At 68.2% G+C, this 26,372-nt stretch carries 27 protein-coding genes; 21 read left to right on the top strand and 6 right to left on the bottom strand.

What is annotated here, in order from left to right; translation table 11 throughout:
* The first annotated feature begins 65 nt into the window (after positions 1–65).
* From AOZ06_RS44800 to AOZ06_RS44790, 3 genes are read left to right on the top strand one after another with little or no spacing between them, the layout of a single operon-like run.
* The gene (locus tag AOZ06_RS44800) at positions 66–1,373 is read left to right on the top strand and encodes an ammonium transporter (RefSeq protein WP_417999920.1); all 1,308 of its coding nucleotides are present in this window, start codon (positions 66–68) and stop codon (positions 1,371–1,373) included.
* Positions 1,370–1,708: a P-II family nitrogen regulator gene (locus AOZ06_RS44795; protein WP_054294927.1), complete on the top strand. Its 339-nt coding sequence runs from the start codon at positions 1,370–1,372 to the stop codon at positions 1,706–1,708. Before AOZ06_RS44800 ends, AOZ06_RS44795 begins: the two co-directional genes overlap by 4 nt.
* Positions 1,705–4,083, top strand: coding sequence for a [protein-PII] uridylyltransferase (locus tag AOZ06_RS44790; protein WP_236951942.1), 2,379 nt, complete (start codon positions 1,705–1,707; stop codon positions 4,081–4,083). The genes AOZ06_RS44795 and AOZ06_RS44790 overlap by 4 nt, the downstream gene beginning before the upstream one ends.
* A gap of 248 nt (positions 4,084–4,331) precedes the next feature.
* Here the strand turns inward: AOZ06_RS44790 and AOZ06_RS44785 are convergent, their stop codons facing one another.
* Positions 4,332–4,802: a hypothetical protein gene (locus AOZ06_RS44785; protein WP_054294925.1), complete on the bottom strand. Its 471-nt coding sequence runs from the start codon at positions 4,800–4,802 to the stop codon at positions 4,332–4,334.
* Complete coding sequence (locus AOZ06_RS44780) at positions 4,802–5,377, bottom strand: 3'-5' exonuclease (RefSeq protein ID WP_218921883.1); 576 nt, start codon at positions 5,375–5,377, stop codon at positions 4,802–4,804. The genes AOZ06_RS44785 and AOZ06_RS44780 overlap by 1 nt, the downstream gene beginning before the upstream one ends.
* A gap of 63 nt (positions 5,378–5,440) precedes the next feature.
* On the opposite strand from AOZ06_RS44780, the gene ffh reads away from it, so the two are divergent.
* The 12 genes from ffh to AOZ06_RS44720 all read left to right on the top strand — a co-directional run bounded on the left by ffh (position 5,441) and on the right by AOZ06_RS44720 (position 14,467).
* A complete protein-coding gene (gene ffh, locus AOZ06_RS44775) occupies positions 5,441–6,988 on the top strand; it encodes a signal recognition particle protein (RefSeq protein ID WP_054297391.1) in 1,548 nt (515 codons plus the stop codon).
* Entirely contained in the window at positions 6,985–8,058 is a 1,074-nt protein-coding gene (locus AOZ06_RS44770) for an amidohydrolase family protein (RefSeq protein ID WP_054294923.1), read from the top strand. Before ffh ends, AOZ06_RS44770 begins: the two co-directional genes overlap by 4 nt.
* 129 nt (positions 8,059–8,187) lie before the next feature.
* Entirely contained in the window at positions 8,188–8,928 is a 741-nt protein-coding gene (locus AOZ06_RS44765; RefSeq protein ID WP_083472350.1) for a type II CAAX endopeptidase family protein, read from the top strand.
* Complete coding sequence (locus AOZ06_RS44760) at positions 8,929–9,675, top strand: LamB/YcsF family protein (protein ID WP_054294921.1); 747 nt, start codon at positions 8,929–8,931, stop codon at positions 9,673–9,675. It begins immediately after the preceding gene.
* Between the two features lie 199 nt (positions 9,676–9,874).
* Positions 9,875–10,324 (top strand): 30S ribosomal protein S16, encoded by a 450-nt coding sequence (rpsP, locus tag AOZ06_RS44755; protein WP_054294920.1) that lies wholly within the window; start codon positions 9,875–9,877, stop codon positions 10,322–10,324.
* Positions 10,321–10,560 carry an RNA-binding protein gene (locus tag AOZ06_RS44750; RefSeq protein WP_054294919.1) on the top strand — a complete coding sequence of 80 codons (240 nt, stop codon included), beginning with the start codon at positions 10,321–10,323 and terminating at the stop codon, positions 10,558–10,560. Before rpsP ends, AOZ06_RS44750 begins: the two co-directional genes overlap by 4 nt.
* A gap of 5 nt (positions 10,561–10,565) precedes the next feature.
* Positions 10,566–11,075, top strand: a complete 510-nt coding sequence (rimM, locus tag AOZ06_RS44745; RefSeq protein ID WP_054294918.1) for a ribosome maturation factor RimM — start codon at positions 10,566–10,568, stop codon at positions 11,073–11,075.
* 3 nt (positions 11,076–11,078) lie between these two features.
* On the top strand, positions 11,079–11,840 hold the full coding sequence (gene trmD, locus AOZ06_RS44740; protein ID WP_054294917.1) for a tRNA (guanosine(37)-N1)-methyltransferase TrmD: 762 nt from the start codon (positions 11,079–11,081) through the stop codon (positions 11,838–11,840).
* Positions 11,841–11,983: 143 nt separating this feature from the next.
* The gene (gene rplS / locus AOZ06_RS44735) at positions 11,984–12,343 is read left to right on the top strand and encodes a 50S ribosomal protein L19 (protein WP_054297390.1); all 360 of its coding nucleotides are present in this window, start codon (positions 11,984–11,986) and stop codon (positions 12,341–12,343) included.
* A gap of 33 nt (positions 12,344–12,376) precedes the next feature.
* Positions 12,377–13,363 (top strand): signal peptidase I, encoded by a 987-nt coding sequence (gene lepB / locus AOZ06_RS44730; RefSeq protein WP_054294916.1) that lies wholly within the window; start codon positions 12,377–12,379, stop codon positions 13,361–13,363.
* Positions 13,364–13,379: 16 nt separating this feature from the next.
* Positions 13,380–14,150: a ribonuclease HII gene (locus AOZ06_RS44725; RefSeq protein ID WP_179950782.1), complete on the top strand. Its 771-nt coding sequence runs from the start codon at positions 13,380–13,382 to the stop codon at positions 14,148–14,150.
* The gene (locus tag AOZ06_RS44720) at positions 14,147–14,467 is read left to right on the top strand and encodes a DUF2469 domain-containing protein (protein WP_033391514.1); all 321 of its coding nucleotides are present in this window, start codon (positions 14,147–14,149) and stop codon (positions 14,465–14,467) included. Before AOZ06_RS44725 ends, AOZ06_RS44720 begins: the two co-directional genes overlap by 4 nt.
* Before the next feature lie 151 nt (positions 14,468–14,618).
* On the opposite strand, the gene pcaD is transcribed toward AOZ06_RS44720, so the two are convergent.
* The gene (gene pcaD / locus AOZ06_RS44715; protein WP_236951941.1) at positions 14,619–15,380 is read right to left on the bottom strand and encodes a 3-oxoadipate enol-lactonase; all 762 of its coding nucleotides are present in this window, start codon (positions 15,378–15,380) and stop codon (positions 14,619–14,621) included.
* A gap of 242 nt (positions 15,381–15,622) precedes the next feature.
* Between pcaD and AOZ06_RS44710 the strand changes: the two genes are divergently transcribed.
* The 4 genes from AOZ06_RS44710 (at position 15,623) to AOZ06_RS44695 (ending at position 20,925) form a co-directional block, all read left to right on the top strand.
* The gene (locus tag AOZ06_RS44710) at positions 15,623–16,012 is read left to right on the top strand and encodes a YraN family protein (protein ID WP_054294914.1); all 390 of its coding nucleotides are present in this window, start codon (positions 15,623–15,625) and stop codon (positions 16,010–16,012) included.
* Positions 16,012–17,526 carry a YifB family Mg chelatase-like AAA ATPase gene (locus tag AOZ06_RS44705; protein ID WP_054294913.1) on the top strand — a complete coding sequence of 505 codons (1,515 nt, stop codon included), beginning with the start codon at positions 16,012–16,014 and terminating at the stop codon, positions 17,524–17,526. The genes AOZ06_RS44710 and AOZ06_RS44705 overlap by 1 nt, the downstream gene beginning before the upstream one ends.
* Position 17,527: 1 nt before the next feature.
* On the top strand, positions 17,528–18,670 hold the full coding sequence (gene dprA / locus AOZ06_RS44700) for a DNA-processing protein DprA (RefSeq protein WP_054294912.1): 1,143 nt from the start codon (positions 17,528–17,530) through the stop codon (positions 18,668–18,670).
* A 1,844-nt stretch (positions 18,671–20,514) separates the two neighbouring features.
* A complete protein-coding gene (locus tag AOZ06_RS44695) occupies positions 20,515–20,925 on the top strand; it encodes an IS110 family transposase (protein WP_225953949.1) in 411 nt (136 codons plus the stop codon).
* A 708-nt stretch (positions 20,926–21,633) separates the two neighbouring features.
* On the opposite strand, the gene AOZ06_RS44690 is transcribed toward AOZ06_RS44695, so the two are convergent.
* Genes AOZ06_RS44690 through AOZ06_RS44680 form a run of 3 tightly spaced genes read right to left on the bottom strand, consistent with a single transcriptional unit; the run spans position 21,634 to position 24,101 of the window.
* Positions 21,634–22,611: a Kelch repeat-containing protein gene (locus AOZ06_RS44690; protein ID WP_083472348.1), complete on the bottom strand. Its 978-nt coding sequence runs from the start codon at positions 22,609–22,611 to the stop codon at positions 21,634–21,636.
* A gap of 52 nt (positions 22,612–22,663) precedes the next feature.
* On the bottom strand, positions 22,664–22,882 hold the full coding sequence (locus AOZ06_RS44685; RefSeq protein WP_054294909.1) for a hypothetical protein: 219 nt from the start codon (positions 22,880–22,882) through the stop codon (positions 22,664–22,666).
* A gap of 34 nt (positions 22,883–22,916) precedes the next feature.
* Positions 22,917–24,101: a S8 family serine peptidase gene (locus tag AOZ06_RS44680; protein ID WP_054294908.1), complete on the bottom strand. Its 1,185-nt coding sequence runs from the start codon at positions 24,099–24,101 to the stop codon at positions 22,917–22,919.
* A 213-nt stretch (positions 24,102–24,314) separates the two neighbouring features.
* On the opposite strand from AOZ06_RS44680, the gene AOZ06_RS44675 reads away from it, so the two are divergent.
* Positions 24,315–25,295: a tyrosine recombinase XerC gene (locus AOZ06_RS44675; RefSeq protein WP_417999919.1), complete on the top strand. Its 981-nt coding sequence runs from the start codon at positions 24,315–24,317 to the stop codon at positions 25,293–25,295.
* Positions 25,296–25,473: 178 nt separating this feature from the next.
* Entirely contained in the window at positions 25,474–26,355 is an 882-nt protein-coding gene (locus tag AOZ06_RS44670; RefSeq protein ID WP_417999918.1) for a FliA/WhiG family RNA polymerase sigma factor, read from the top strand.
* Positions 26,356–26,372: the final 17 nt, after the last annotated feature.

The following is a 26,372-nucleotide window of genomic DNA, read 5'->3' as shown; positions in this document are numbered from 1 at the left end:
GGGAGGATGATGTGAACGCAGGAGACACAGCCTGGATCCTGGCTAGTGCCGCCTTGGTGATGCTGATGACGCCAGGGCTCGCGTTCTTCTACGGCGGCATGGTCCGCTCGAAGAACGTGCTCAACATGCTCATGATGAACTTCATCGCGCTCGGTGTCGTCGGGGTTCTGTGGGTGCTTTTCGGCTATTCGCTCGCGTTCGGCAACGACGCGTTCGGCGGCCTGGTCGGCAACCTCGACAACGTCGGGCTCGAAGGGACAGTCGGTGCCGTGTCCGGTACCGCGCCGTCCCCGGAGGATCCGGCTGGTCACCAGTACCCGGCGCTCGCGTTCGTGATGTTCCAGCTGATGTTCGCGATCATCACGGTCGCCCTGATCTCCGGCGCGATCGCCGACCGGACCAAGTTCTGGGCGTGGACGATCTTCGCCGGTCTGTGGGCGACGATCGTCTACTTCCCGGTCGCGCACTGGGTCTTCGCGTTCTCGTCGGCGGACGGTTCGGTGGTCGGCGGCTGGATCGCCAACCAGCTCAAGGCGCTCGACTTCGCCGGTGGCACGGCGGTGCACATCAACGCGGGCGCCGCCGGTCTCGCACTGGCCCTCCTGCTGGGCAAGCGCACCGGGTGGCCGCGTGACACGGGCCGCCCGCACAACGTCCCGTTCGTCCTGCTGGGCGCCAGCCTGCTGTGGTTCGGCTGGTACGGCTTCAACGCGGGATCCGCACTGGGCGCCAACCAGACCGCCGCGGTCGCGTTCATGACCACCACGGTCGCCACGGCCGCCGCGGTCATCGGCTGGCTCGTGGTCGAGCAGATCAAGTACGGCAAGCCGACCACACTGGGCGCGGCGTCCGGCGCGGTCGCGGGTCTCGTCGCGATCACCCCGGCGGCCGGGTTCGTCAGCCCGCTCGGCGCGTTGGCCATCGGTGTCATCGCAGGTGTCCTGTGTGCCCTCGCGGTCAGCCTGAAGTACAAGCTGGGCTTCGACGACTCGCTCGACGTCGTCGGCGTGCACCTGGTCGGTGGCCTGGTCGGCACCCTGCTGCTCGGCTTCTTCGCCACCACGTCGGTGAACTCGGCGGGCGCCGACGGCCTGTTCTACGGCGGCGGCCTCGCCCAATTGGGTAAGCAGGCGGTCGCGGCAGGCGCGGTGCTCGCGTACTCGTTCGTGCTGACCCTTATCCTCGGTTTCCTGATCAAGATCACCATCGGGTTCCGGGTGTCCAAGGAGGACGAGGTCACCGGCGTCGACGAGGCACTGCACGCCGAAAGCGCGTACGACTTCGGCGGGCTGGGCGGCGGTGCCGGCCTCGGCCACGCCGCCAAGCCGGCCGGCGCACCCTCCGCGGCTTCCCTCCAGGAGAGCAAGGCATGAAACTCGTAACCGCGATCATCAAGCCGTTCACCCTCGACGACGTCAAAGCGGCACTCGAGCAGCTGGGCGTGCTCGGCATGACCGTCAGCGAAGTCCGTGGCTACGGCAGGCAGAAGGGGCACACCGAGGTCTACCGGGGTGCCGAGTACGCCGTGGACTTCGTGCAGAAGGTGCGCATCGAGGTGCTCACCGACGACGCCGCGGTGGACAAGGTCGTCGAAGCCGTCGTGGACGCGGCGCGGACGGGCAAGATCGGTGACGGCAAGGTCTGGGTCACACCGGTGGACACCATCGTCAGGGTGCGGACCGGGGAACGCGGTACCGACGCGCTGTGACGGGCAACGGGGGGATTCCCGCTGGGGAGGTTCCGTCGGCGGCTGACCTCGTGCAGGCCCGTGACCGGCTGCTCAAGCCGGTCACGGGCCAGCGCAGGCTCGCGCCTGACGCGCTTCGCGAGGCACTGACCGACCTGCACGAGTTCTGGCTCACCGCGCACGCGGCGCAGGCCGGGATCGGCGCGGATCAGGGGGTCGCGCTGGTGGCGGTCGGTGGTCTCGGCAGGCGCGAGCTTGTGCCGTACGCCGACCTGGACCTGCTGCTCGTCCACGAAGGACGCGGCGGTGCCGTGACCGGCCTGGCCGGGCAGCTCTGGTACCCGCTGTGGAATTCGGGGATCGGCCTGGACCACTCGGTGCGGACCGTCGGCGAGGCGCTGGACGTCGCGGGCACCGACCTGCGGACCGCGGCCGGGTTGCTCGACGTCCGGTTCATCGCCGGTGACCAGCAGGTCGCCGAGCGGCTGGCGGTCTCCGCGCGTGACCGGTGGCGGGCCACGGCCCGGAAACGCGTTCCCGCCATGGCCGAGGACGCACGGCTGCGCTGGCAGCGCAGCGGGGAAGTGGCCCACTGGGTCGAACCGGACCTCAAACACGGTCGCGGCGGCCTGCGGGACGTCGGTCTGCTGCGGGCGTTGGCGGCGGCACAGCTGACCGACCGCCCGAGTGAGGAAGTCCAACAGGCGCACCGGCTCCTGCTGGATGTGCGGACGGAGTTCCGCCGTGTCGCACGGCGCCCCAACGACGTCCTGCGCGCCCAGGACGCCGACGAAGTGGCCATGGCGCTGGACAAAGGCGACCGCTTCGACTTGGCGCGAGCGCTGTCCGGCGCCGGCCGGGCAGTGGCGTACGCCCTCGATGTCGCTTTGCGCGGAGTGGTGTCCGAAGGGCCGCGCCGGGTGTTGAGCAGGCTCCGGCGTGGGCCGGAACGCCGTCCGCTCGACGAAGGTGTTGTGCTGCACGGCAATGAGGTGACTCTGGCCAGGGACGCCGAACCGCACCGCGACCCCGCCTTGTTGCTCCGGGTGGCCGCGGCGGCGGCCCGGACCGGCAACCAGATCTCCCCGGCGACGCTGCAACAACTCGCCGAGTCAGCGCCGGAACCCCGTACGCCCTGGCCGGTGCACACCCGCGACGAGCTGATCGCCTTGCTGGGCGCGGGAGAAGGGCTTATCGACGTCATAGAGTCCTTGGACCGCACGGGTCTGTGGGCACGGTTGTTCCCGGAATGGGGAGCTGTGCGTGACCTGCCGCCCAGGGACGCGGCGCACAAGTGGACCGTCGACCGGCACCTCGTGCAGGCCACCGCGCACGCCAGCAGGATGGTCACGAGGGTGGCCCGGCCGGACCTGCTGCTGCTCGGTGCGCTGCTGCACGACATCGGCAAAGGCAGGCGCGCGGACCACTCGGAAGTCGGTGCGGCACTGGCGACCCAGGTCGGCGAGCGGCTCGGCCTGCCCAAACAGGACGTCGACACGCTGTCGGCGATGGTCCGCCACCACCTGCTCCTGCCGGACACCGCGACCAGGCGTGACGTCACCGACGAGGCCACGGTCGTGCGCGTCGCGGAAACCCTCGGCGGGGACCCCGTGCTGCTGGAGTTGTTGCACGCCTTGGCGGAAGCCGACGCACTGGCGACAGGGCCGGGCGTGTGGACGGAGTGGAAAGCGGCGCTGACCGGCGAACTGGCCGCCAACAGCCGCCGCGCGATGGCCGGCGAGTCGATCACCGGTCCGCGGCCCCTGGAGTCACCGCATCGCCTCCGCGCCGAAGCTGTTGCCGCGTCAGGCAAACACGACGTCGAGATCGAGGCGTCCGGCCGGGTCGCGACGGTCACGGTCTTCGCCCCTAACCGGCCGGGCCTGCTGTCCAGGGCCGCGGGCGTGCTCGCGTTGAACTCGCTGGAAGTGCACGCGGCGAGCGTCGACTCATACGCGGGCATGGCCGTGCTGATGTTCACGGCCTCGCCGCGGTTCGGTTCGTTGCCGAACGCGTCGTTGCTACGTGAGCAGATGGGGTTGGCGTTGTCCGGCAAGCTGTCCTTGGCCGAGCGTTTGACGGCCAAGGAACGCGACTACGGCGGACGACCGGAAGACGCCCCCGAACCACGAGTGCTGTGGTTCGACGACGAGGCGGGCAAGGACTACCCAGGCGCCGTCGTACTCGAACTACGCGCAGCGGACCGCATAGGCTTGCTGTATCGCGTTGCCGGAGCGTTGGAACGCTGCGGAGCCGACGTACAGTGGGCGCGTGCGGCCACGCTCGGCGCCACGGCTGTCGACTCGTTCTGCATCCGCGCAGCCGACGGCGGTCCGCTGTCCACGGCCAGCCGCGAACGGCTCGCCGACGCCGTCCACACCGCGGCCGTCACCTGATCCCACTCACCCCGCCTGAGTAGTCCTACCCAGCGCGATACGGGGGCCTTCACGCTGCCGGTACGCCCAGGTCGACGGCAGTCTTAGGGCTGTCACGAGGAGGCGCGCAAGCGCGAGGGGACGCGGTGCAGGAGGGAGATCGCCCGGGCGGGGGCCGGGCGGTTGCCGCGGAAGCGGGTGCTTGCTCGGACCGTGAACCGTCCGGCCGGCCCATCGAGGGGTAGGGCCTACCGGGCGGTTCTCACACGTCAGCGCACGATCATGAACAACTGGTCGGACGGGTCGACCTTGGCGTTGAACCGCGCGCCCGCCGTCAGCCCGTCCTCGTAGCCGCACCGCACGGTCGCCTCGAACGGATCGAAGCCGTCACCGCTGAGCCGCAGCCGCAGCCGCAGCGCCACCATCCCGTCGAGGTCGGTGTCATCGGACGCGAGGACCTCGGCGACCGCGGGCAGCCCGACCCGGTCGAGCCGCCGCTGGTCGGCGCCCACCTGGGAGGCCGTCCGCCAGATCGGCAGCCCGAGCGGGATCATGATGATCATCACGACGACGTTGACGATCACGAAGACTGTGCGGTCCTCGTCGGGGGCGGGGACGAACACGAGTATCGCCGGGAAGGCCAGCCACACGAACACGGCGAGGAAGTGCAGCACGCCCCGGCCGAACGGCCCGGTGCGACTGCCGAACCTCGACGACGACTCCTGCGCGTACCGGGGCATCACGGCCTCGCCGTCATCAGGTTGGCGAACATCTCGCCCTGCTCGATCGCGTCGTCCAACGCGTTGTGCGTGTGCCTGCGCTTGGACAGCAGGTGCTTGGGCATCGTGCCCTTGGCGACTCCGCTGATCGGACGGTCCCAGCGCGCCGCGAAGTACGTCTTCATGTCCAGGCAACGCGAATGGCCGAAGGGGCTCGACCCCGTGAAGCGGATCGCGTACCAGTACGTGAACATCCAGTCGAAACTCGCCGGGTACGCCGTGAACACCGCTGACGCGCCACCGGACACCTCACGGACCCATGCCGAGAAGTCCCGCATCGCCTCAGCCGGGTCGGCGCCGTCGGCGGCCAACTGGTCCCGGTCGAGCCCGCTGACCGCGAGCGCCTCCGGCACGAACTCCGGACTGATCGGCTTGAGCTCCCGGTAGAACGTCCGGGCCTGCGGATCCTCGGCGGTGAACACGCCGCCGTCGTGCCGCCCGGCGACGCACGCGCCGAGCGAGATCATCGAGTACGGACCGGGGATCGGGCCGTCGGCCTCGACGTCCACCGAGATGTAGATACTGGCCTTTGCCACCGGCACATCCAACCGCGACTACCCTGGTGGTGATACCCACGACTTCGCCTGGGAGTGCTGTCCGTGTTCGACACCCTTTCCGACCGGCTCACATCGGTCCTGCAGAACCTGCGTTCCAAAGGGCGACTGACAGACGCGGACATCGACTCCACCGCGCGCGAGATCCGCATCGCGCTGCTGGAGGCCGACGTCGCGCTGCCGGTCGTGCGCGCCTTCATCGCGCAGATCAAGGAGCGGGCCAAGGGCGCGGAGGTCTCCGCGGCGCTGAACCCGGCGCAGCAGGTCGTCAAGATCGTCAACGAGGAGCTCATCTCGATCCTCGGCGGCGAGACCCGCAGGCTGAACTTCGCCAAGCACCCGCCGACCGTGATCATGCTCGCCGGTCTGCAGGGTTCCGGTAAGACCACCCTCGCGGGCAAGCTCGCCCGCTGGCTGCGGGAGCAGAGCCACGCGCCGCTGCTGGTCGCGTGTGACCTCCAGCGGCCCAACGCGGTCACCCAGTTGCAGGTCGTCGGTGAGCGCGCCGGCGTCCCGGTGTACGCGCCCGAGCCGGGCAACGGCGTCGGCGATCCCGTGGACGTGGCCCGCCGCGCCATCGAAGAGGCCAAGCGCGCCCAGCACGACGTGGTCATCGTGGACACCGCCGGTCGTCTCGGTGTCGACGAGGAGCTGATGAAGCAGGCCGCGGACATCCGTGACGCGGTCCAGCCGGACGAGACCCTGTTCGTGGTCGACGCCATGATCGGTCAGGACGCGGTCACCACGGCCGAGGCGTTCCGCGACGGCGTCGGTTTCTCCGGTGTCGTGCTCACCAAGCTCGACGGTGACGCCCGCGGTGGTGCCGCGCTGTCGGTCCGGCACGTCACCGGCCAGCCGATCATGTTCGCGTCCAACGGCGAGAAGCTCGAGGACTTCGACGCGTTCCACCCGGACCGGATGGCCAGCCGCATCCTGGGCATGGGTGACGTGCTGTCGCTGATCGAGTCGGCAACGAAGGTCTTCGACGAGCAGCAGGCGCAGGAGGCCGCGGAGAAGCTGACCGCGGGCCAGCTGACCCTGGAGGACTTCCTCGAGCAGATGCTCGCGGTGCGCAAGATGGGCCCGATCGGCAACCTGCTCGGCATGCTGCCGGGTGGCGCGCAGATGAAGGAAGCCGCCGCCAACATCGACGACAAGCACCTCGACCGGCTGCAGGCGATCATCCGCGGCATGACCCCGGCCGAGCGGGCCGACCCCAAGATCATCAACGCTTCCCGCCGGGCCCGGATCGCGACCGGCTCGGGTGTGCGCGTCGCCGAGGTGAACGACCTGGTCAACCGCTTCTTCGAAGCCCGCAAGATGATGCAGCAGATGGCTGGCCGGTTCGGCTTCGGCGGAGGCGGCGGCGGGATGAGCCGCAAGGCCAAGAAGGACGCGCGCAAGAAGGGCCGCAAGGTCAAGGGCAAGGGCAACCTGCCCGCGCTGCCCGGCTTCCCCGCCGGTGCCGCCCCGGACCTCTCGCACATGCCGCCTGGCCTCAACCAGCTGCCGCCCGGCCTGTCCGGTCTCGACCAGCTGCCGCCGGGGTTCGACCCGTCCAAGCTGAAGTTCCCGAAGAAAAAGGACAAGTGACCGCGCTGCACCTGCGGGGAGTCGTGCTCCCCGGCGACGAGGTCCGCGACATCTGGGTGGTCAACGGCAGGATCCGGTTCACGCCGGTGCCGAACGCGGAAACCGTCGTCGACGGCGGTTTCCTGCTGCCCGGCCTGGTGGACGCGCACTGCCACATCGGGATCTCGCCGTCGGGCAACCCGACGCTGGAAGAGGCAGCCGAGCAGGCCGAGACCGACAGGGACACCGGTGCGCTGCTGGTGCGCGACTGCGGCGTGCCGATCGACACCACGCCGTTGCAGGAGCGCCTCGACCTGCCGAGGATCGTGCGCGCGGGCAGGCACATCACCAGGCCCAAGCGCTACATCCGGTACCTGGGCGTGGACCTGGAGGACCCCGAGCAGCTGCCGGAAGCGGTCGCCGAGCAGGCCGCGTACGGCGACGGCTGGGTGAAGCTGGTCGGCGACTGGATCGACCGGTCGGTCGGTGACCTGGCGCCGCTGTGGCCGGACGACGTGCTCGCCAAGGCCATCGCCACCGCTCACCAGGCGGGCGCCCGCGTGACCGCGCACGTGTTCGGCGCGGACGCCATCCCTGGCCTGCTCGCGGCCGGGATCGACTGCATCGAGCACGGCACCGGCCTGACCGCCGGCACTGTCGCCACCATGGCGGAGGCGGGCACGGCGCTCGTGCCGACGCTGATCAACATCGAGACCTTCCCCGAGCTCGCGGCCAACGCGTCGAAGTACCCGGCATACGCGGCGCACATGCTGCGCCTGCACGCGTCCGTGCGCGACACCGTGCGGATGGCCATCGAGGCGGGCGTGCCCGTGTACGCGGGCACCGACGCGGGTGGCGGAATCGCGCACGGCCGTCTGGTCGACGAGATAGAAGCCTTGCACAGCGCGGGAATGAGCCGGACGGACGCACTCGCGGCCGGGTCGTGGGCAGCGCGTGGCTGGTTGGGCTATTCGGGTATCGAAGACGGCTCCGCGGCCGACATCGTCGCCTACTCGGCGGATCCGCGATCGGACCTGAGCGTGTTGCGATCACCCAGTCGGATTGTCTTGCGTGGTCGAATCGTGCGGTGACACGCCGAATCACTCGGTGACACGCCGTGAACCGCCGTAGTCTCCAAACAGGCCGCGCACTCGGGTGCGGCCTGTTTCGGTTATCGGAGGACGCCCGTGAGCCCACCACCCCCACGGGAGCCCGAAACAATGGCATCGGAGCCGCTGGGGGAGCAGCCACCTGTGCGGGAACCCACTCACAAATGGGGAATCGGCGCCTTCCTGCTCGTGGAGGGCGTGCTGCTGTTGTCGGCCGCCTTCATCGGCGCGCTTCTGCAACCGAGCACATCGGATCAGCGGATCAGCGTGGTGACCATTGTGGTCGGCTCGATCCTGCCGGTGCTGATCGCGACCGGCGTCGCACTGCTGATCACCAGGCTGCGCGGCAACGGCCCCCGGATCGACCTGCGCTGGTCGTACTCCAGGCAGGACTTCAAGGTGGGGCTGAAGTTCGGCCTGATCGGGCTGGTCGCGACCACGCTCGCCGCGATGGTCTGGACGAAGATCGTCGGCAAGGACAACGCCACCTCGGCGTTCAGCGCGCTGGTGGACTCGCGGTCGCTGCCGGTCGCCGCGGCCGTGGTGATGTTCCTGTACGCGTGGCTGATCGGGCCGGTCTGCGAGGAGATCATCTTCCGCGGGCTGCTGTGGGGCGCGCTCGAACGCCTGCAGTGGGGCCGGTGGGCGGTCTTCGGCCTGAGCACGGCCGTGTTCGCGGTCAGCCACCTCGAACCGCTGCGCACCTCGTTGCTGATCGTGATCGGCATCCCGATCGGCCTGGCCAGGCTGTTCACCGGACGGCTCGGCGCCAGCGTGGTGGCGCACCAGGTGAACAACTTCCTGCCCGCGTTGACCGTTCTGCTCATCTCACTCGGAGTGATGGCACCCTAGATGGACCTCAACAGCGACCTCGGCGAAGGCTTCGGCGTCTGGACGCTCGGTGACGACGCGGCCCTGCTCGGCGTGGTCACGTCGGCGAACGTGGCATGCGGTTTCCACGCGGGCGACCCGCGCACGATGCGTGCGGTGTGCGACCTGGCGGCGTCGCACGGGGTCGCGATCGGCGCGCAGGTGTCCTATCGGGATCTGGCCGGGTTCGGCAGGCGGTTCATCGACGTGGACCCGGTGGAACTGGCCGACGACGTGCTGTACCAGATCGGTGCCCTGTCCGCCTTCGCCGCGGCTGCCGGAGTGCGCGTGGCGTACGTGAAGCCGCACGGCGCTCTGTATAACGCCGTTGTTCACCATGAGGAACAAGCGGCCGCGGTTGTCGCCGGGGTCAGGGCATGGGGCGAGGTACCCGTTCTCGGCCTCCCCGGCTCGGCTTTCCTGACGGCCGCGTCCGCCGCTGGGCTGCGGACCGTCGGCGAGGCTTTCGCGGACCGTGGCTACACGCCTGCCGGGACGCTCGTGCCCCGCCGTGAAGCAGGTGCGTTGCTCACCGACACGGCCGCGGTCGTCGAACGCGCGTTGCGGCTGGCGTCGGACCGTCAGATTGTCGCCGTGGACGGGACCGTGGTGGACGCGTCGACCGTCGAGTCGTTGTGCCTGCATGGCGACACGCCAGGCGCTGTACAGCACGCTCAGGCCGTGCGCGCCGCGCTGGAGGACACCGGGGTCACGCTCACCGCATTCTGATTCCCCGACCGGGTGACCCACGTCATCAACGGGGTGATTGGGAGTGGGACGGGCGCGTCTGGCAGAATACATGGCTGTCCGCTGTGGCTGGACCCTCTCACCACGCCATGGCTGCCATTCGGGCCTCGCCCCCGTGTCCCCACGCGGGTCGCAGCGAGTTCCACCCGTAGCACCAGAACGTCGAGGAGTACCACTACCCGTGGCAGTCAAGATCAAGCTGCAGCGTCTCGGAAAGATCCGGTCGCCGTACTACCGCATCATCGTCGCCGACGCGCGCAGCCGTCGTAGCGGTAAGGCCATCGAGATCATCGGCCGCTACGCCCCGAAAGAGGAGCCGAGCTTCATCGAGGTGAACTCGGAGCGTGCGCAGTACTGGCTGGGTGTCGGCGCGCAGCCGACCGACCCGGTGCAGCACCTGTTCGAGATCACCGGTGACTGGCAGAAGTTCAAGGGCCTGCCGGGCACCGAGGGCACGCTGAAGGTCAAGGAGCCCAAGGCCGACAAGGCGGAGCTGTTCGCGGCCGCGCTGGCCGCCGCGGGCGAGGAGCCGGTGACCGAGGCGACCACGCCGAAGAAGAAGAGCAGCAAGAAGGCCGACGCCAAGGCTGACGAGGCCAAGGCGGATGAGGGCGCCAAGGAAGACGCGTGAGCTTCCTCGCGGACTCGCTCGAGCACCTGGTGCGCGGGATCGTCGACCACCCGGACGAAGTCCGGGTGGAGCTGGTCACCACGCGCCGGGGTCGCACTCTCGAGGTCCACGTCCACCCCGAAGATCTCGGCAAGGTGATCGGCAGGGGTGGCCGGACGGCCACCGCCCTGCGCACGGTCATGGCGGGGATCGGCGGCCGGGGTGTCCGCGTGGACGTGGTGGACACAGACCACTAGCGCCCATGGATGTCGTCGTCGGCCGCGTGGCCAAGGCGCACGGGATCCGCGGTGAACTCGCCGTGGAAGTGCGCACAGACTCTCCCGAGCAGCGTTTCGCTGTCGGCTCGGTCGTGGCCGCGCGGCTGCGCGACGGATCGTCCAGGCCGTTGACGCTCGCCACCATCCGGACGCACGGCGAGCGGTTGCTCGTCACGTTCGACGAGGTGCCCGACCGCAACGGCGCCGAGGCGCTGCGAGGTGCGTTGCTCCTCGCGGACACGGACGCGTTGCCGCCCACGGACGATCCCGACGAGTTCTACGACCACGAACTCGAAGGGCTGTCCGCTGTGCTGACCGACGGCACTGTGGTCGGTGTCGTCCGCGAGGTCGTGCACAGCCCGGCGGGTGAACTGCTGGCCGTCGATCAGGACGGCCGCGAAATCCTCGTGCCGTTCGTGCGCGAGATCGTTCCCGAGGTGGACACCGCCGGGCGCCGCGTGGTGCTCGACCCGCCTGAGGGCTTGCTGGACTGAGCCATGCGCATCGACGTCGTCACGATCTTCCCCGAGTACCTGACGCCCCTGCGGGCCGCGTTGCTCGGCAAAGCCATCGACAAGGGCCTGCTGGACGTACGCGTCCACGACCTGCGCGACTGGACGCACGACGTGCACAAGGCCGTCGACGACAGCCCATACGGCGGCGGCCCGGGCATGGTCATGAAGCCCCAGATATGGGGCGACGCCCTGGACTCCGTGTGCGTCGGTGAGACGCCGCGGTTGGTCGTTCCCACGCCCGCGGGCAAGCCGTTCACCCAGGCCATGGCGCGTTCGTACGCCACGGAATCCCGCCTGGTGTTCGCATGCGGCCGTTATGAGGGCATCGACCAACGCGTGATCGACGACGCCGCTCGCCGCATGCCTGTGGACGAGGTCTCCATCGGCGACTACGTGCTTGTCGGCGGCGAGGTCGCGGTGATGGTGATGGTCGAGGCCGTCGCCCGTCTGCTGCCGGGCGTGCTGGGCAACCCCGCCTCGGCCGAGCAGGACTCGTTCTCCGACGGCCTGCTCGAAGGCCCCAGCTACACCCGCCCGGAGGTCTGGCGGGAGTTCGCGGTGCCGGACGTGCTGCGCTCCGGCAACCACGCGGCGATCGACCGCTGGCGCCGTGACAGGGCCATCGAGCGCACCTTCGAACGCCGCCCTGACCTGCTCGAACACCTCCCGCAGGACGCGCTGGACAAACGTGACCGGGCGTTGCTCGACCAGCTGCGCGCAGGGGCGATTTCGCCCCCGCCATGACGACCTGTCATACTTGCTCGGTTGCTGCTGTCGGTCCTGCTTCCGACGCGCGCCAGAAAGCCCCCTCCCAGGTTGGCTCCAGCTTGCTGTGACGCCCGCCGGGAGACACGAGAACACACCCGATGACGAGGACGGACAAACCGATGAACACCCTGGATGCACTGGACGCCCAGTCGCTGCGTTCCGACATCCCGGACTTCCGGCCGGGCGACACCCTCAAGGTCCAGGTCCGCGTCATCGAGGGCTCGCGCTCGCGAGTCCAGGAGTTCCAGGGCGTCGTGATCCGTCGCCAGGGCGGTGGCGTTCGCGAGACCTTCACCGTTCGCAAGATCTCCTACGGCGTCGGCGTCGAGCGCACCTTCCCGGTGCACTCCCCGAACGTGGCCAAGATCGAGGTCGCCAAGCGCGGTGACGTCCGCCGGGCCAAGCTCTACTACCTGCGCGAACTGCGCGGCAAGGCTGCCAAGATCAAGGAGAAGCGCGACGCTCCTTCGGGCGCGTGACGCGACCGGCGCCTTCTGCCGTAACCTGGCGACGTGGTTAATCCCGTGCATCCGAACGCACCCGAGGATGATCCCGAACGTCCGGAAGAAGTCACTGGCAAGCTGGAATCCGAAAAGTCCGAAACGCCCGAACCCGGTATTTACGAGTCCAGGCGCGGGCGTTCCAGCAAGAGTGACCCCGATGACGAGTCGGAATCTGGCAAGAAACCCAAAAAGAAGAAGATGTCGTTCTGGAAAGAGCTGCCGATCCTCATCGTCGTGGCTCTGGTCCTGGTCTTCTTGATCCAGCAGTTCCTCGCCAGGGTGTACGTCATCCCATCGGGATCGATGGAACAGACGCTGCACGGGTGCCCGACGTGCCAGGGCGACCGGATCCTCGTGGAGAAGGTCACCTACTACTTCACCGACCCGGCGCCCGGAGACGTGGTCGTCTTCAAGGGCCCGGGTCCGTGGGTGCAGAACGAATTCGACAGTCCGCGCTCGGACAACGCGTTCGTCCGTTTCCTGGAGCAGCTCGGCTCGGTGATCGGCCTCGCGCCGCCGGACGAGAAGGACTTCGTCAAGCGCGTGATCGCCACCGGTGGCCAGACGGTCCGCGGTGACGTCGACGGCAAGGTCTACGTCAACGACAAGCCGCTCAACGAGCCGTACGTGTACTGGGAAGGCGACGCGCCCAACGGCGAGCAGGCCTTCGAACCGATCACGGTTCCGCCGGGCGCGCTGTGGGTGATGGGCGACAACCGCAACAACTCGTCCGACTCGCGCAGGCAGGGCGGTGGCGGCCTCAACGGTGTCGTGCCCGTGTCCGACGTGATCGGCAAGGCGCAGGTGATCGTGCTGCCGCCGGGCCGGTGGGGCGGCATCTCCGACCCGAACCCGCAGGCGATGGCTCTGGCGCCCGCGTGGCAGCAGGGCATCCCGCTGGGCGCGGGCGTGCTGCTGGCGTGGCCGGTGCTGTGGACCTCGCGTCGAGTGGGCAGTGCGGTCACACGTTCGTTCAAGGGTTCCGATCGGAAGTAGCCCAGTGGCGGTCACCATGAGCCTGCGCCCGCCGCGCGTGCCCATCCGGCGTGACGGCGGGACCTGGGCGATGCAGAGCGCGTTGGAACGTCGTGGCCTCGGTCCGGTCGTCGGGGTCGACGAGGCCGGTCGCGGTGCGTGCGCGGGACCGCTCGTGGTGGCCTCGTGCATGCTGAGGCCCGGTGACGCGGCGAAGTTCGGCGATCTCACCGATTCCAAGCTGATGTCGCCGTTGGCGCGGGACCGGATGTACGACACCGTGCGTGCGCGTGCGGTGGATTACGCGGTCGTCGTGATTCCACCCGATGAGGTGGATTCCCGCGGTGTGGGATACGCGAATCTGGAGGGCATGCGCCGGGCGGTCGCGTGGCTGGACGTGCACCCTGGATACGTGCTCACCGACGGTTTCCGCGTCTCGGGGTTCACCGCGCCCAGCATGGCGGTGATCAAGGGCGACGCGGCTGTGGCGTGTATCGCAGCCGCTTCGGTGCTCGCCAAGGTGACCAGGGACCGGATAATGGGTGAGTTGCACGAGGAGCTACCGGTCTACGGGTTCGACGAGCACAAGGGCTACATCACCGGCAGGCACCACGCCGCGCTCCGGGAGCACGGTCCCAGCGCGGTACACCGGTGGTCGTACTCGAACGTGGCGTTCGCAGGTATCAAGCACGGTCTGCGCCCGCCGCGCCGAGTGGCGTTGAGTGTGGCGGCGGCCGACGTGGTTCACAATGGGGGCTCCCCTCGGCAAGGGGCGGAATCAGGACGAGGAGGAGCTCGGGTCGGATGAGTGCGGAGGACCTCGAGAAGTACGAGACCGAGATGGAGCTGCAGCTCTACCGGGAGTACCGCGACATCGTCGGCCAGTTCTCCTACGTGGTGGAGACGGAGCGGCGGTTCTACCTGGCCAATTCGGTCGACGTGCAGATCAGGGACGCGGACGGCGAGGTGTACTTCGAAGTACGCATGTCCGACGCCTGGGTCTGGGACATGTACCGGCCGGCTCGGTTCGTCAAGAACGTCCGGGTGATCACGTTCAAGGACGTGAACGTCGAAGAGCTGGACAAGCCCGAGCTGCGGCTGCCTGACGAAGGGCTGGGGTCCTAGTGGCCCGTCTCGAAAGGTTGACGGGCCTTCTCGACGGCCCAGCTTCCCGCTGACCGCACCGCAAAAGGCGCTGGTACAGGCCTCTCCTGCGGCAAGCTCAGTGGAAACCTGGATCAGCCGAGCAGGACCAGCACCGTTGCGAGACGAGCCATCAGCCCAGCAGGTGCGCCCTGAGCAGGTCGTTGAACTCGACCGGCCGCTCGACGTTGGCCAGGTGCGCGGCGCCGTCCAACACGACCAGGCGGCTGCGCGGGATCGCGGCGGCGATGTCCCTCAAGTGATCCGGGGGTGTCGCTGGGTCTTCAGCGCCCGCGATGGCCAGCGTCGGCGTGGGGATCTCGGCGAGCTGGTCGGCGAAGTCCCACGCGCCCAGCGCGGCGCAGGCGCTGATGTAGCCGTCCCGCGGGGTGTTCGCGACCATCGTCCTGATCGCGGCTTTCTGTTCCGCGTCGGCGAAGTCTTTGCTCAGCCACCGGGTGAGGGTGGATTCGGCCAGCCACTCCATGCCGTTGGCCCGGACGCTCGCGGCCCGTTCGGCCCAGAACTCGGCCGGGCCGAACCACGACGACGTGCACGCGAGCACGACCTGGTCGATCCGGTGCGGGTGGTACCGGCTGAGCCACATGCCCACCGCGCCGCCGAGCGACAGGCCGCAGAAGTGGGCCTTCTCGATCTCCAGCTGGTCGAGCATGGCCAGCACGTCGCCGGCGAGGTCCGCGATCTCGTACGGCCCCGGCGGCACGGGTGACTTGCCGTGCCCGCGGTGGTCGTAGCTGATCACGCGGTATTCGCCGGACAGGGCTTCGCGTTGCGGCAGCCACATGTCGAGGGTGCTGCCCACCGAGCCGGAGAGGACGAGGACGGGCGCGTCCGGCGGGCCTTCGATCGTCCGGTGCACCTCGACGGGTTTCACTGGACTCCTCTCGTTGTGGGCTCCCTTCCGCGGGCAACCCACCCTAGTGCCATCCCGCCGGTCGACACACCCGCCAATCGAGCGCCTACCACACCCCACCGACATAACGGCGAGTCACAAGATCGGGAAACGTCCGTCCATCCACAACCGAAGACTTGTCCACAACCAACACAGCGCCCCCTGGCCCGCCCCCGAACATCCGGGAAAGCTGGAACGAGCAAACCGCTCCAGGAGGGCCGACCATGAAAACCACGGTGAAAACCCCTGCGAAAACCGGAAACCCGCACCACGAGCTGGGCCGCAGAGGCGAAGACCTCGCGGTCGCCTACCTGACCGGCCAAGGCCTCGTGGTCCTCGACCGCAATTGGCGCTGCCGCGACGGCGAGCTGGACCTGATCCTCACCGACGGTTCCATAGTGGTCGTGTGCGAGGTGAAAACCCGTGCGGGAACGGACTTCGGCCACCCGGCGGAAGCTGTGGACGATCGGAAAGCAAGACGCGTCAGAAGGCTGACCAACACCTGGCTGGCCGCATACCGCGTCCCGTGGTGCGAGCTGCGCTTCGACATCGTCGCGATCACGTGGCCCGCGGGGCAGATGCCGCGAATCCACCACATGAAGGACGCGTTCTGATGCCTCTGGCCCAGGCGTGGTCGGTAGCCCTGTTCGGAATGGACGGCCGAATGGTGGAGATCGAAGCCGACATAGGCGGCGGCACCCCGAAGATGGTGATCGTCGGGCTGCCGGACGCGGCGCTGAACGAAGCGAAGGACAGGGTCCACGCGGCGATCAGGAACAGCGGCGAGGAGTGGCCGCGACGGCAGATCACCATCGGACTCTCACCCGCGGCTGTCCGCAAGGCCGGCTCGGGCTACGACCTGGCTCTTGCCTGCGTCGTCCTCGCCGCCGCCGGCGCGGTCCCCGAAGAACCGGTCCGCACGACCGTGATGATCGGTGAGCTCGCGCTGGACGGTCGTATCCGGGACGTGCGTGGCATCCTGCCCTGTCTGCTCGCGGCCAGACGTGCCGGTGTGAAGCGGGCCATCGTCCCGATCAGCGCGTTGCCGGAGGCGGCGCTGGTGACGGGAATGGACATATTCGGCGCATCCGAGCTGCGGACCGTTCTGGCGTGGCTGCGTGGTGACGAAGACGCGTTGACGATCCCCGGCCCCTACGGCAGCCCCTCCCGCGAGGACCAGCCGGACCTCGCGGACGTGGTCGGCCAGCCGGAAGCCAGGTGGGCTCTGGAAGTCGCGGCGGCAGGCGGCCACCACCTGCTGCTCGTCGGCCCGCCGGGCACGGGCAAGACAATGCTGGCCCGTCGACTGCCCGCCCTGCTCCCGCCGCTCACCCACGAGCAGTCGCTGGAAGTCACGGCAGTCCACTCCGTCGCCGGGTTGCTGAAGCCGGACACCCCGCTGATCAAGAGCCCGCCGTTCTTCGCGCCGCACCACACGACCTCGGTCGCGGCCCTGGTCGGCGGAGGTGTCGGTATCGCCAAACCAGGCGGGATCAGCAGCGCGCATCGCGGCGTGGTGTTCCTCGATGAGGCCTGCGAGTTCGCCGCGGACAGGCTGGAGTCGTTGCGTACAGCGATGGAAGAAGGGGAGATCCGCCTTGCCCGCAGAGACGGTGTCGTCCGCTATCCGGCGAGATTCCAGCTCGTGCTGGCGACCAATCCTTGTCCGTGCGCACCGCCGCGCGAAACTGAGTGCGAGTGCCCGCCGAACACCAAACGCAGATACTTCGCCAAGCTGTCCGGCCCATTCCTGGACAGGGTGGACATCAGGGTCCGGATGCGGCCGCTGACCGCGATGTCCACGAAGGATGGCGAGGACCCCGAGCCGACCGATGAGGTCCGGAAGAGAGTCTGGCAGGCCAGGGATCGAGCGCGGCAACGCTGGTCCGGTCACGGCTGGACGACGAACGCCGAAGTCCCCGGTCCCTCGCTCTGGCGTGAGTTCGCCCTGCCCCGCCAGGCGACCGCGCTGCTCAACAACGGACTCAAAACCGGCACCCTCAGCGGAAGAGGAGCGGACAGATGCCTCCGAGTCGCCTGGACACTGGCGGACCTGGCCGGAGCCGACCAGCCAGACGCCGGACACGTCGCCACAGCCCTCGACTTCCGCGACCGGAGAGCAGCCTGACATGGTGACACAAGAACAACGATTGGCTTGCGCGTACCTGATCAAGGTGGCCGAGCCACCCGCGCCCGCGTTGCGACGATTTGTCGTTGCGCATGGCGTTGTTGCCGCTGCGGCAGCGGTGCGTGTTGGCGACGTACCGGAATCCGTCGAAGCGGAGACCTCGGCGAGACGACATATCGACACGGCGGCCGAGGATCTCGCTGTCGCCAAACGTGCCGGGGCGCGATTGGTGACGCCCGAGGATGAAGATTGGCCAGCGTGGCCCTTGCTGCCGTTGACGAACGCTGCGGCTCGCGGCCTGAAGTGGGCAAGCCCGCCGCTAGGCCTCTGGGTGCGCGGCACCGCTCCACTGGCGGAAGCGTTGCAGCGCGCGGTGTCCATAGTCGGGGCAAGAGCAGCGACGTCCTATGGCGAGCACGTCGCGACCGAGATGGGCTATGGCCTCGCCAGCCGAGGGATGACGGTTGTCTCTGGCGCGGCCTATGGCATCGATGGCGCCGCGCACAAGGGAGCCCTGAACGCCACCGGCAGCACAGTCGCGGTGCTCGCGTGTGGCATCGACCGTGCCTATCCGGCTGGTCACACCGCCTTGATCGACCGAATCGCCGCCCAAGGCCTCGTCATCACCGAGTACTCACCAGGCACAACCCCAGCCAGACACCGCTTCCTCGTACGCAACAGAATCATCGCCGCCCTGGGCTCAGGAACAGTCGTCGTCGAGGCAGGCCAACGCAGCGGCGCACGCAACACCGCAGCCTCCGCCGCAGCCCTGGGCCGAGTACTGATGGTCGTCCCAGGCCCAGTGACTTCCGCGATGTCGATGGGCTGCCACGACCTGCTCAGAGAAGGCCTCGCCACCTCAGTGGGTTCCGTCGCCGAAGTCATCGAATCCGTGGGTCTCTTCGGCGAAGACCTGGCACCGAAACCAGAAACCACCCCCCGCCCCACCGACGGCTTGGATAGTGAAGCCCTCCGCATCCATGAAGCCCTCGAACCCCGGGAGGCCCACCCCGCCGAACGCATCGCCGAGGTCTCCGGCGTCCCACTCTCCAAAGTCCGCGCAGTACTACCCGCCCTCGAACTGACCGGCCTCGCCAACCGCTGCGAATCCGGCTGGCGAAGAACACCCCCAACCCCAACCTGAAACCCGCCAAAGCAACCACTCGCCGCACGCCACCAGCAACCTCAGCGACACACCCGACCCCAGCAGCACGATCAGCCCGTCGATCAAGGTACCGAACCCAAGCAGGCAGCGACCGCGACCTGGGCGTAGGCACGTAGCCCGAACAAGGAGATGTCATAGTTGCACACCACCACGACTGAGCTAGATCCGTGATCGTTGGTCGTGCTGAAGCCTTATCCGCCGGAGTTCCGGTGACCTGTCCTGGACCAGGTCGATGCCGGGCGGTCGGTGCTGGACGTGGCCGCGTGACTGGGCATCGCGCAGTCCTGTCTCTATCGCTGGAGGCGGCAGGATCAGATCGATGGGATCCAGGTCTCGCCGAAACCGGAAGCGATTGACTCCGCGGCTTTGGCAGCGGCTCAGACGCGGATCGCTGGACTGAAACGAGGTCAAGATCCTGTGCAAAGCGGCGACGGTGGAGCAGGTGCTGCCCCCAAAGTCCGCTTCGCTCCCGTGGCCGGGTGGGCCGCTGAGGCGTCCCGGTCAAGCAAGCCCGCTGTCGCTCGGTGTGTCCCGACTGGGTTCTAGGAGGCACGGGGGCGCCCGCCCTCGCGGCGTGTCTTTCGGCAGGCGTGGCTGCCGATCAGATCGCCGCGGTGAGCGAGGCCTCGCGCCACACCTATGAGGCGACGTGGTTACGCGCGGAGTCGGTCCATGGTCAGGCATGGTGGTGTCGCACAAGTCGGTGGCGTCATTGATGCACCGCGCTGGTCCGGCTGGTTTACTCTGCGACACAAGGATAAGCGGACACCCGGCGGTGACTGTGACCGATCTGGTCAAACGCCAGTCCCGTCGTGACGGCCCCAGCCAACTACGGGTCACCGACATCACCGAAGGTCCCACCCGCGAGGGCAAGCTCTGACTGCTGCGTGGTGTTCGACGGCTTCTCCCGCCGGATGGTCGGCCGGGTCACCGACTCTCGGCAGCGTGGATCTGGCCACCGCCGTGCTCGGCAGCGAGCCGATCTGGCCACCGCCGTGCTCGGGATGGCAATGATTCCCGCAGCACCACCGGCCAGGTCCCGGACGAGATCGCCCACTTGGACCACGGCACCCAGTTCACCTCATGGAGCACCGAACGCACCCCCAGGCCCAGGCTGCTGCCCTCACTGGACACGGTCGGAACCCCTACGACAACACCATGGCCGAAGCGTTCTGGGCCGCAGCAAACCGAACTACTCGACCAGCAACGCCGACGGACCCGACTCAGGCTCACGAACGCGACATTCGATACATAGAAGGGTTCTGCAACCACCGCCGCAGGCACTCCGCGCTGGACTGGACGAGCCCGGCAGAGTTCGAAACCACTGCCCACGCGCCGAGCCCGATCTCCGCACCGACGAGTCCGTGAAACCGGTGCAACATCATCCGGGCTCAGGGCTACCGAGTTACTAGAAAGGGTGTTCACGGTAGAGCCTAGGGGTAAGACGAAGCGGCGGCCGAGGCGGAAGTTCAAGGTGCCGAGTTGGTGACGATGCGGGCCGAGAACCACTGGCTACGGGACGACATCGAGATCCTGCGACGGGCTTCGGCGTTCTTCGTCTCAATGTCATGATCGTGGTTCTCGGCAGGGCTCGCTCGTTCATCGCTGCCCAGTGTTGAGCTGGTGGCCTGTCCCGATGTGCAGGATCGCCGGTGACCCACAGGGTATGGCGGCTGTTGACGAGGTAGGCCGGAACTGGCCGAACGGACGTTCGGCACCACCAGCGACGACCAGCCGAAGATCGTGAATAGGCCGACCGGCGGCCGGACGTGTGATTCGCCGTAGGAGGACTGCCGACATGTCACACGTCGCCTGGAACGTGACTGCTCACGGCAGGCTGCACGGTGGTGCGAGTGCCGACACAGCTGATGGTGGCCTCTCGCCGAGGTGGATGTAAGCCAGGTAAGTCCGACCCGATTGACGCTCGCGCGGCTCTACGCGAACCGAAGTTGGCCGTGGCCCACTTGGACGGACCCACTTTCGAGGTGAAGCTGCTGACGGACTATCGACACGACCTGGTGGTCCAACGCACTGAGTTGATCAACCGACTGCACCGGCATCTGCACGAAATCGACCTCGAACCGCAGACCGCAGCCAGCGCCTCGACGACGTCATTGACGAGTTGGGACCACCGCGTGGTTGATCACACTGGTGTCGTAGCGCGTATTGCCGGAATGGGGACACGCCAGATGCCGAGCCGAACGGCACCTATGGAGCACCTGGGTGTGTGCTGAGCTGCTCGAGGACGCCAACTGCTGTAGGGGCAGGGCCAGCGCGGCGACGACCGCGTCGTAATCTTGCTCGAGCCTGCGAGAACGGTGCCAACTCGATGAATTCGATGCTGTGGACTGTCTGATCCAGTTCGGTGCCGCGTCGGTCGGTCATGGGGCGCACGAAATCGCGCACTGCTTGTTCAAGGTGCGCGCGTTTCGGTGGAGGGCGGCGTAGCCGTTGCGGTGAGGGCACTCGGGCGTAGCGCTTGACGGTGTTGAGCGACAGGCTCAGCTTCCTAGAACAAGCCAAGTCCGGTCATCAACTCGCTCACCGACCGGTGCTTGCGCTGGTGACCCGCCGATACGCGTCAGCGTCTCGTTCCCTGGCAAGGGTTTGTCGTGGTGTCGCGTCGCGGAAGCGGATGCCGCTGAAGCCGAGGCTTCCGCGTGTACGCGCAGAGGTCGCCGACGCGTCTCAGGTGGCCCCGAGGGCCCACAGCCTCGGTGGAGACGCGTGCGGCTCCGGAGTACCAAACGGACGAAATGCGTTGCTGGCAAGCGATACGCGTAAAAAACACGGTACGCACCCGGCCATGGCCCACTGCCCACACGTACGTCGACTGCTGGTGGGCAGTCGGCGTACGTATGGCACAACCGGGTTATCGTCGGGTCTTCGGAGAAGTGGAGTACTTGTCCGGGCTCAGGCCGCGTGTCGACTGATCATGCGTACTACGAGAGGGGGAGTTTCTCGACCACGTCCGTCATCGCGACCAGGTTTGGTTTCGAGCCACCCAGCAGCACGTAGGCGGTGTTGTCGACCACTACTGCGCCGATGCCGTGCCGCGGGATGCCGAGGTTCGGGAGGTTGCTCACCTCTCCGTTCGCGTTCACGCACTGCACTTCGCCGTACGTGCCCTGCACGTCTTCTCCGCCGGCACTGCAGCCGCCTCGGGCTTCTCCCGCGTAGAACCCGGCCACGCCGCCGCGGGCGATGGGCATCGGTGTCGTCGGGCTGACCGTGTCGCCCTTCACGATGTCGTTGTCTGCTTGCGGGCCTGAGGTGTTGCGGCCTGCGAGGAACCAGACGGTCCCGTTTCCGTCCGTTGCGGCGCCGAGGTGTTCGCGGGCTTTCGAGAACGCGCCCAGCCTGCGCCAGGTGTCGTTCTCCAGTGCGAACACGTCACCGCGGGGCTGGCCTTCCACGAAGGTGCCGCCGCCGAACACGACGCGCTTGCCGTCCCACGCCGCTGCGCCCGCCGCCCTCTTCTCCGGCAGAGGCGGACCGGCTACCCAGGACTGGCCTGACGGGTCGAGGACCCAGACGTGCGCGGTGGCGTCGTGGGGCACCACGTAGCCGCCGATCAGGTAGAGCTTGTCGCCTGCGGCGACCATCGCCGGGTGGTGCACAGCTTCGGGCGCGTCGGGCCCCGACCGCCAGTAGTTGTTCACCGGGTCGAAGACCAGGACCTTGGTGGTGGGCTGCTGGTCGGCGGTGAAACCACCGGCCGTCCAGATCTTGCCTTTGAAGACCGCCGCGCCGACCTCGCCGAGTTTCACGGGCGCGGCGGCCGCACGCTCCCAGCCCGCCGCGATGGCGGACGCCGCCTGCGGCACAGGCGCCTTCCCCTGGGCGGTCGGTGCGGGAGCTGGAGTGGAGCAGGCGCTGAGGATCAGGGCGAATGCGATGACCACGACGCGAGGGATCATTTTCCCAGTGTGGCACCTGACCACCGTGCTCCGCAGATCGGCATGGGAGCCGCTAGTCGACTGGTCGGTGGTCGTCGCGTTGCCATTTGATCGCCTTGACGCCGGGCACGGCCATCAGGGCGCCGACCGCGTCGGTGGCGATCGCGCCGGTGACCGTGCCGAGCGCTTCGAAGACGTCATCGACCGCCAGGCCTGCCCTGCGCAGGTCTTCGACGATCCCGGGCACGTCGGCCATGCTGCCGTCCGCGATGGAGACCATGATCTTGGGCACGTCAGCCTCCTTGGAGTAGGAGGCTGACGCTAACTCATGGAGCTTGCACAAGCCCCGCGCCGACGTCCGTGGACGGGAGCTTGACGCGGGTCGAGCTCTGCACCAGACGCGCCCACAGTTCCCAGGACTTGGCTTTGTACTGGGCTGCGATGAGCGCCGCGATGCCTGCGACGTGCGGTGTCGCCATGCTGGTGCCGCGCAGGCGCTTGTGCTCCGCGGCAGGCCAACTGGAGTAGACGTTCTCGCCGGGCGCGACGACATCCACCTGGCCGATGGCGTCCACCGTGCCGCAGGAGAAGTCCGCGACCGCTCCGGCTTCGTTCACCGCACCGACCGCCATGATCGACGGGCAGTTGGCCGGGTGACCGACGCACGCGATGTGACCCGACGCGCGTGAGCTTTCGTTGCCCGCCGCGGCGATGATCAACGTGCCGAGGTCCATGGCGCGCCTGGCCGCCTGCTCGAACACCGCCGAAAACGGTGTTCCCGGCTGGGTTGCCGCGCCGAGGGACATCGATACCACCGAGCACCCGTTGGCGATCGCCCACGAGATCCCGGCCAGGATGCCGCCGTCGGAACCCGAACCGCGGTTGCTCAGCACCTTGCCCGCGTAGATGTCCGCGTTGTACGCGACGCCGTAGCCAGGACCGGCGGACGGCTTGCGCGGACCGCACGCCGTGCCGATGCAGTGCGTGCCGTGACCGTGGCCGTCCTGCACGTCCTCGCCTTCGATGAACGAATTGGTGGTGACGTTGCGCCCGGTGAAGTCCGGGTGCTTGACGTCGAAGCCGGTGTCGAGCACAGCGACACGCACACCTGTCGCGTCAACGGCACACGTCGACGCACGGACCGCTTGCAGGCCCCAGGTGAACGCGCTCTCGTCCGCCGTCGCGACCGGCTCGGCCGGAGCCTCCGCCGTGATGGCGTGCACGACCCGTTCGGCCTCGACGATCGAGATCGGACCTGACTCGGCGGCGGCGACCGTGAGCCTGCTGGCCTGGTCCTCGGCCGCCGTCACCACGGCGACACCGAGCTCGTGCAGGATCAGGCCGTCCGCCTCACCGAACACCGACGGCGCGGCCGCACCCGCGAAGTCGGCGGTACTGGCCATCCGCAGACCCGCGACCCGCGACATCGCCCGCGCACCCGCGGCGACCGCGTCGTCTTCGAGCAGAACCAGATAACGGCCGGTCAGACCGGCGTCTTGTGGACTTGTCATACCTCCCCCTCCTCCTCTCGCCCTCAGGCCTAAGCAGGATCGGGACGATCAAGAGGGACGTAACGGGCAAAGGGCTGCTCCTTTCGGGCTATTTCTCCGCGCGATCGGCCCAATCCGGCACGACTGGGGCCAGTGGGGGTCCTGTGGGTGAACCAACACGCCGGGACCAGCGGGTACTTGACCTGGCCGCGGCTGTCGCGCAGCTTGAACGCTGTGTCGTCGACTGCCCGCCGCCGGGTCGACCTGCTGAAGGTTCGAACGGAACTGCCGCCGCCCGATCAGTTGACGGTGGACGCCTACGAACGCCATCTCAGAGCCGAGCGCGGACTGTCCCCGCACACCGTCCGCGCGTACGTGGGCGATGTGGTCTCCCTGCTCGGATACGTCCGCGGGCTCGACGTCATCGGCTCCGGAACGCCTCCCGCGCAAGGAGATCTCGATCTGGCGGGTATCCGTGCGTGGCTGGCGGCGCAGCGCTCGGCCGGCACCGGCCGGACGACGCTGGCACGGCGTTCGGCCGCTGCCCGGACGTTCTCGGCGTGGGCACACCGACGGGGCCATCTGGAGTCGGACCCGGGCGCGCGGCTCGTCGCACCGCGCCCGCACCGCGCCCTTCCGTCGGTGTTGCGCCAGGACCAGGCCGACGACCTGATGCGGGCTTCGCAATCCGGCGCGGCCGAACGGAATGCCGTCGCGATGCGGGATCACGTGATCGTCGAGCTGTTGTACGCCACCGGGATCCGGGTTTCCGAGCTGTGTGGTCTCGACGTCGGCGACGTGGACATGGACCTGCGTGTGGTGCGTGTGATCGGCAAGGGCGACAAGGAAAGAACCGTCCCCTTCGGGGCGCCCGCACAACGCGCGGTGCAGGACTGGCTGGCGGAAGGGCGTCCGGAGCTTGCCTCCGCTCATTCACCGCCCGCCCTGCTGATCGGTGTCCGCGGTGGACGGCTGCAACCGAGCAGCGTGCGGCGGATCGTGCACGACGCCCTCAAAGCTGTTCCCGGGGCCCCCGACCTGGGCCCGCACGGGCTGCGTCACACTGCGGCGACCCATCTGCTCGAAGGCGGGGCGGATCTCCGCAGTGTGCAGGAACTGCTAGGGCACGCCACCTTGGCGACGACACAGTTGTATACACACGTGACTGTCGAACGGTTGCGTGCCGTACACGATCAGGCTCATCCCAGGTCGTAGCGGTTCAGGTGTGCCGGATATCGGGACTGCGCGACTCGCCGTGACAATTTGAGCGCACTAGGGGGCGAGATGGGCACGGAAAGCTCCTAAGCTGGACGGCATGGCGCGCGGCTCCAGGCTGGATCAGGTCACCCCCGATCCAACGAGATCGGACAACACAGGGAGAGGTTCTCGCACTGTGGCCGTACCCGAGCCCGAATCCGAGCCCGCGAAGCCGGGTAGCAACGGACGCGCCAAGACTCCGTACGGCATCGGCCAGCCCAACGGTGTCCTGCCTGGTGACCACCGCACTGCCGACGACGTCGAAGCCGGCATCGTCGCGCTGTGGACCGAGTACGGCAAAGAACGTGACCAGCCGCTGCGCGACCGGCTCGTGCTGCACTACGCGCCGCTGGTCAAGTACGTCGCGGGCCGTGTCGGCACCGGCCTGCCCGCGCACGTCGACGTCGGCGACCTGATCCAGTCCGGCATCTTCGGGCTGGTCGACGCGATCGAGAAGTTCGAGCCCGAGCGCGGCCTGAAGTTCGAGACCTACGCGATGCAGCGCATCCGCGGTGCGATCCTCGACGACCTGCGTCAACAGGACTGGGTCCCGCGTTCGGTGCGCGGCAGGGCGCGTGAGGTGGAACGTGCGCTGGAGCGCCTCGGCGCCAAGCTGCAGCGCCAGCCGACAGACCTGGAGCTCGCCACCGAGCTCGACATCAGCGTGAAGGACCTGCACGAGCTGTACGCCCAACTGCAGCTGACCAGCGTCGTCGCGCTCGACGAACTCGTCGCTGCGGGCCGCGGCACGGCGTCGCTCGCCGAGACCCTGCCGGACGAGGGCGCCGAAGACCCGGTGGCGACCCTGGTCGACCTGGACAACCGCAGGCAGCTGGCCGGCGCGATCGAGCAGCTCGCCGAGCGCGACCGGATCGTGGTCACCCTGTACTACTTCGAGAACCTGACGCTCGCGGAGATCGGCAAGGTCCTCGGCGTGACCGAGTCCCGCGTCTGCCAGCTGCACACCCGTGCGGTGCTGCGGCTGCGTGCCAAGCTGGTCGAGCAGTCCGACGCCTGAGCGACGAACGGCCTGAC

Source organism: Kibdelosporangium phytohabitans (genome assembly GCF_001302585.1).
GTDB classification, from domain to species: Bacteria; Actinomycetota; Actinomycetes; order Mycobacteriales; family Pseudonocardiaceae; genus Kibdelosporangium; species Kibdelosporangium phytohabitans.
The sequence above is the reverse complement of the archived record's forward strand: the minus strand, read 5'-3'. Positions and strand labels throughout refer to the sequence as shown.

Coding starts and splice junctions, on each gene's coding strand:
- AOZ06_RS44800 (WP_417999920.1), top strand. CDS start 66: ATGACGCCAGGGCTCGCGTTCTTCTACGGCGGCATGGTCCGCTCGAAG.
- AOZ06_RS44795 (WP_054294927.1), top strand. CDS start 1,370: ATGAAACTCGTAACCGCGATCATCAAGCCGTTCACCCTCGACGACGTC.
- AOZ06_RS44785 (WP_054294925.1), bottom strand. CDS start 4,802: ATGCCCCGGTACGCGCAGGAGTCGTCGTCGAGGTTCGGCAGTCGCACC.
- AOZ06_RS44765 (WP_083472350.1), top strand. CDS start 8,188: ATGGCATCGGAGCCGCTGGGGGAGCAGCCACCTGTGCGGGAACCCACT.
- AOZ06_RS44760 (WP_054294921.1), top strand. CDS start 8,929: ATGGACCTCAACAGCGACCTCGGCGAAGGCTTCGGCGTCTGGACGCTC.
- rimM (WP_054294918.1), top strand. CDS start 10,566: ATGGATGTCGTCGTCGGCCGCGTGGCCAAGGCGCACGGGATCCGCGGT.
- trmD (WP_054294917.1), top strand. CDS start 11,079: ATGCGCATCGACGTCGTCACGATCTTCCCCGAGTACCTGACGCCCCTG.
- rplS (WP_054297390.1), top strand. CDS start 11,984: ATGAACACCCTGGATGCACTGGACGCCCAGTCGCTGCGTTCCGACATC.
- AOZ06_RS44725 (WP_179950782.1), top strand. CDS start 13,380: ATGAGCCTGCGCCCGCCGCGCGTGCCCATCCGGCGTGACGGCGGGACC.
- AOZ06_RS44720 (WP_033391514.1), top strand. CDS start 14,147: ATGAGTGCGGAGGACCTCGAGAAGTACGAGACCGAGATGGAGCTGCAG.
- AOZ06_RS44710 (WP_054294914.1), top strand. CDS start 15,623: ATGAAAACCACGGTGAAAACCCCTGCGAAAACCGGAAACCCGCACCAC.
- AOZ06_RS44705 (WP_054294913.1), top strand. CDS start 16,012: ATGCCTCTGGCCCAGGCGTGGTCGGTAGCCCTGTTCGGAATGGACGGC.
- dprA (WP_054294912.1), top strand. CDS start 17,528: ATGGTGACACAAGAACAACGATTGGCTTGCGCGTACCTGATCAAGGTG.
- AOZ06_RS44690 (WP_083472348.1), bottom strand. CDS start 22,611: ATGATCCCTCGCGTCGTGGTCATCGCATTCGCCCTGATCCTCAGCGCC.
- AOZ06_RS44680 (WP_054294908.1), bottom strand. CDS start 24,101: ATGACAAGTCCACAAGACGCCGGTCTGACCGGCCGTTATCTGGTTCTG.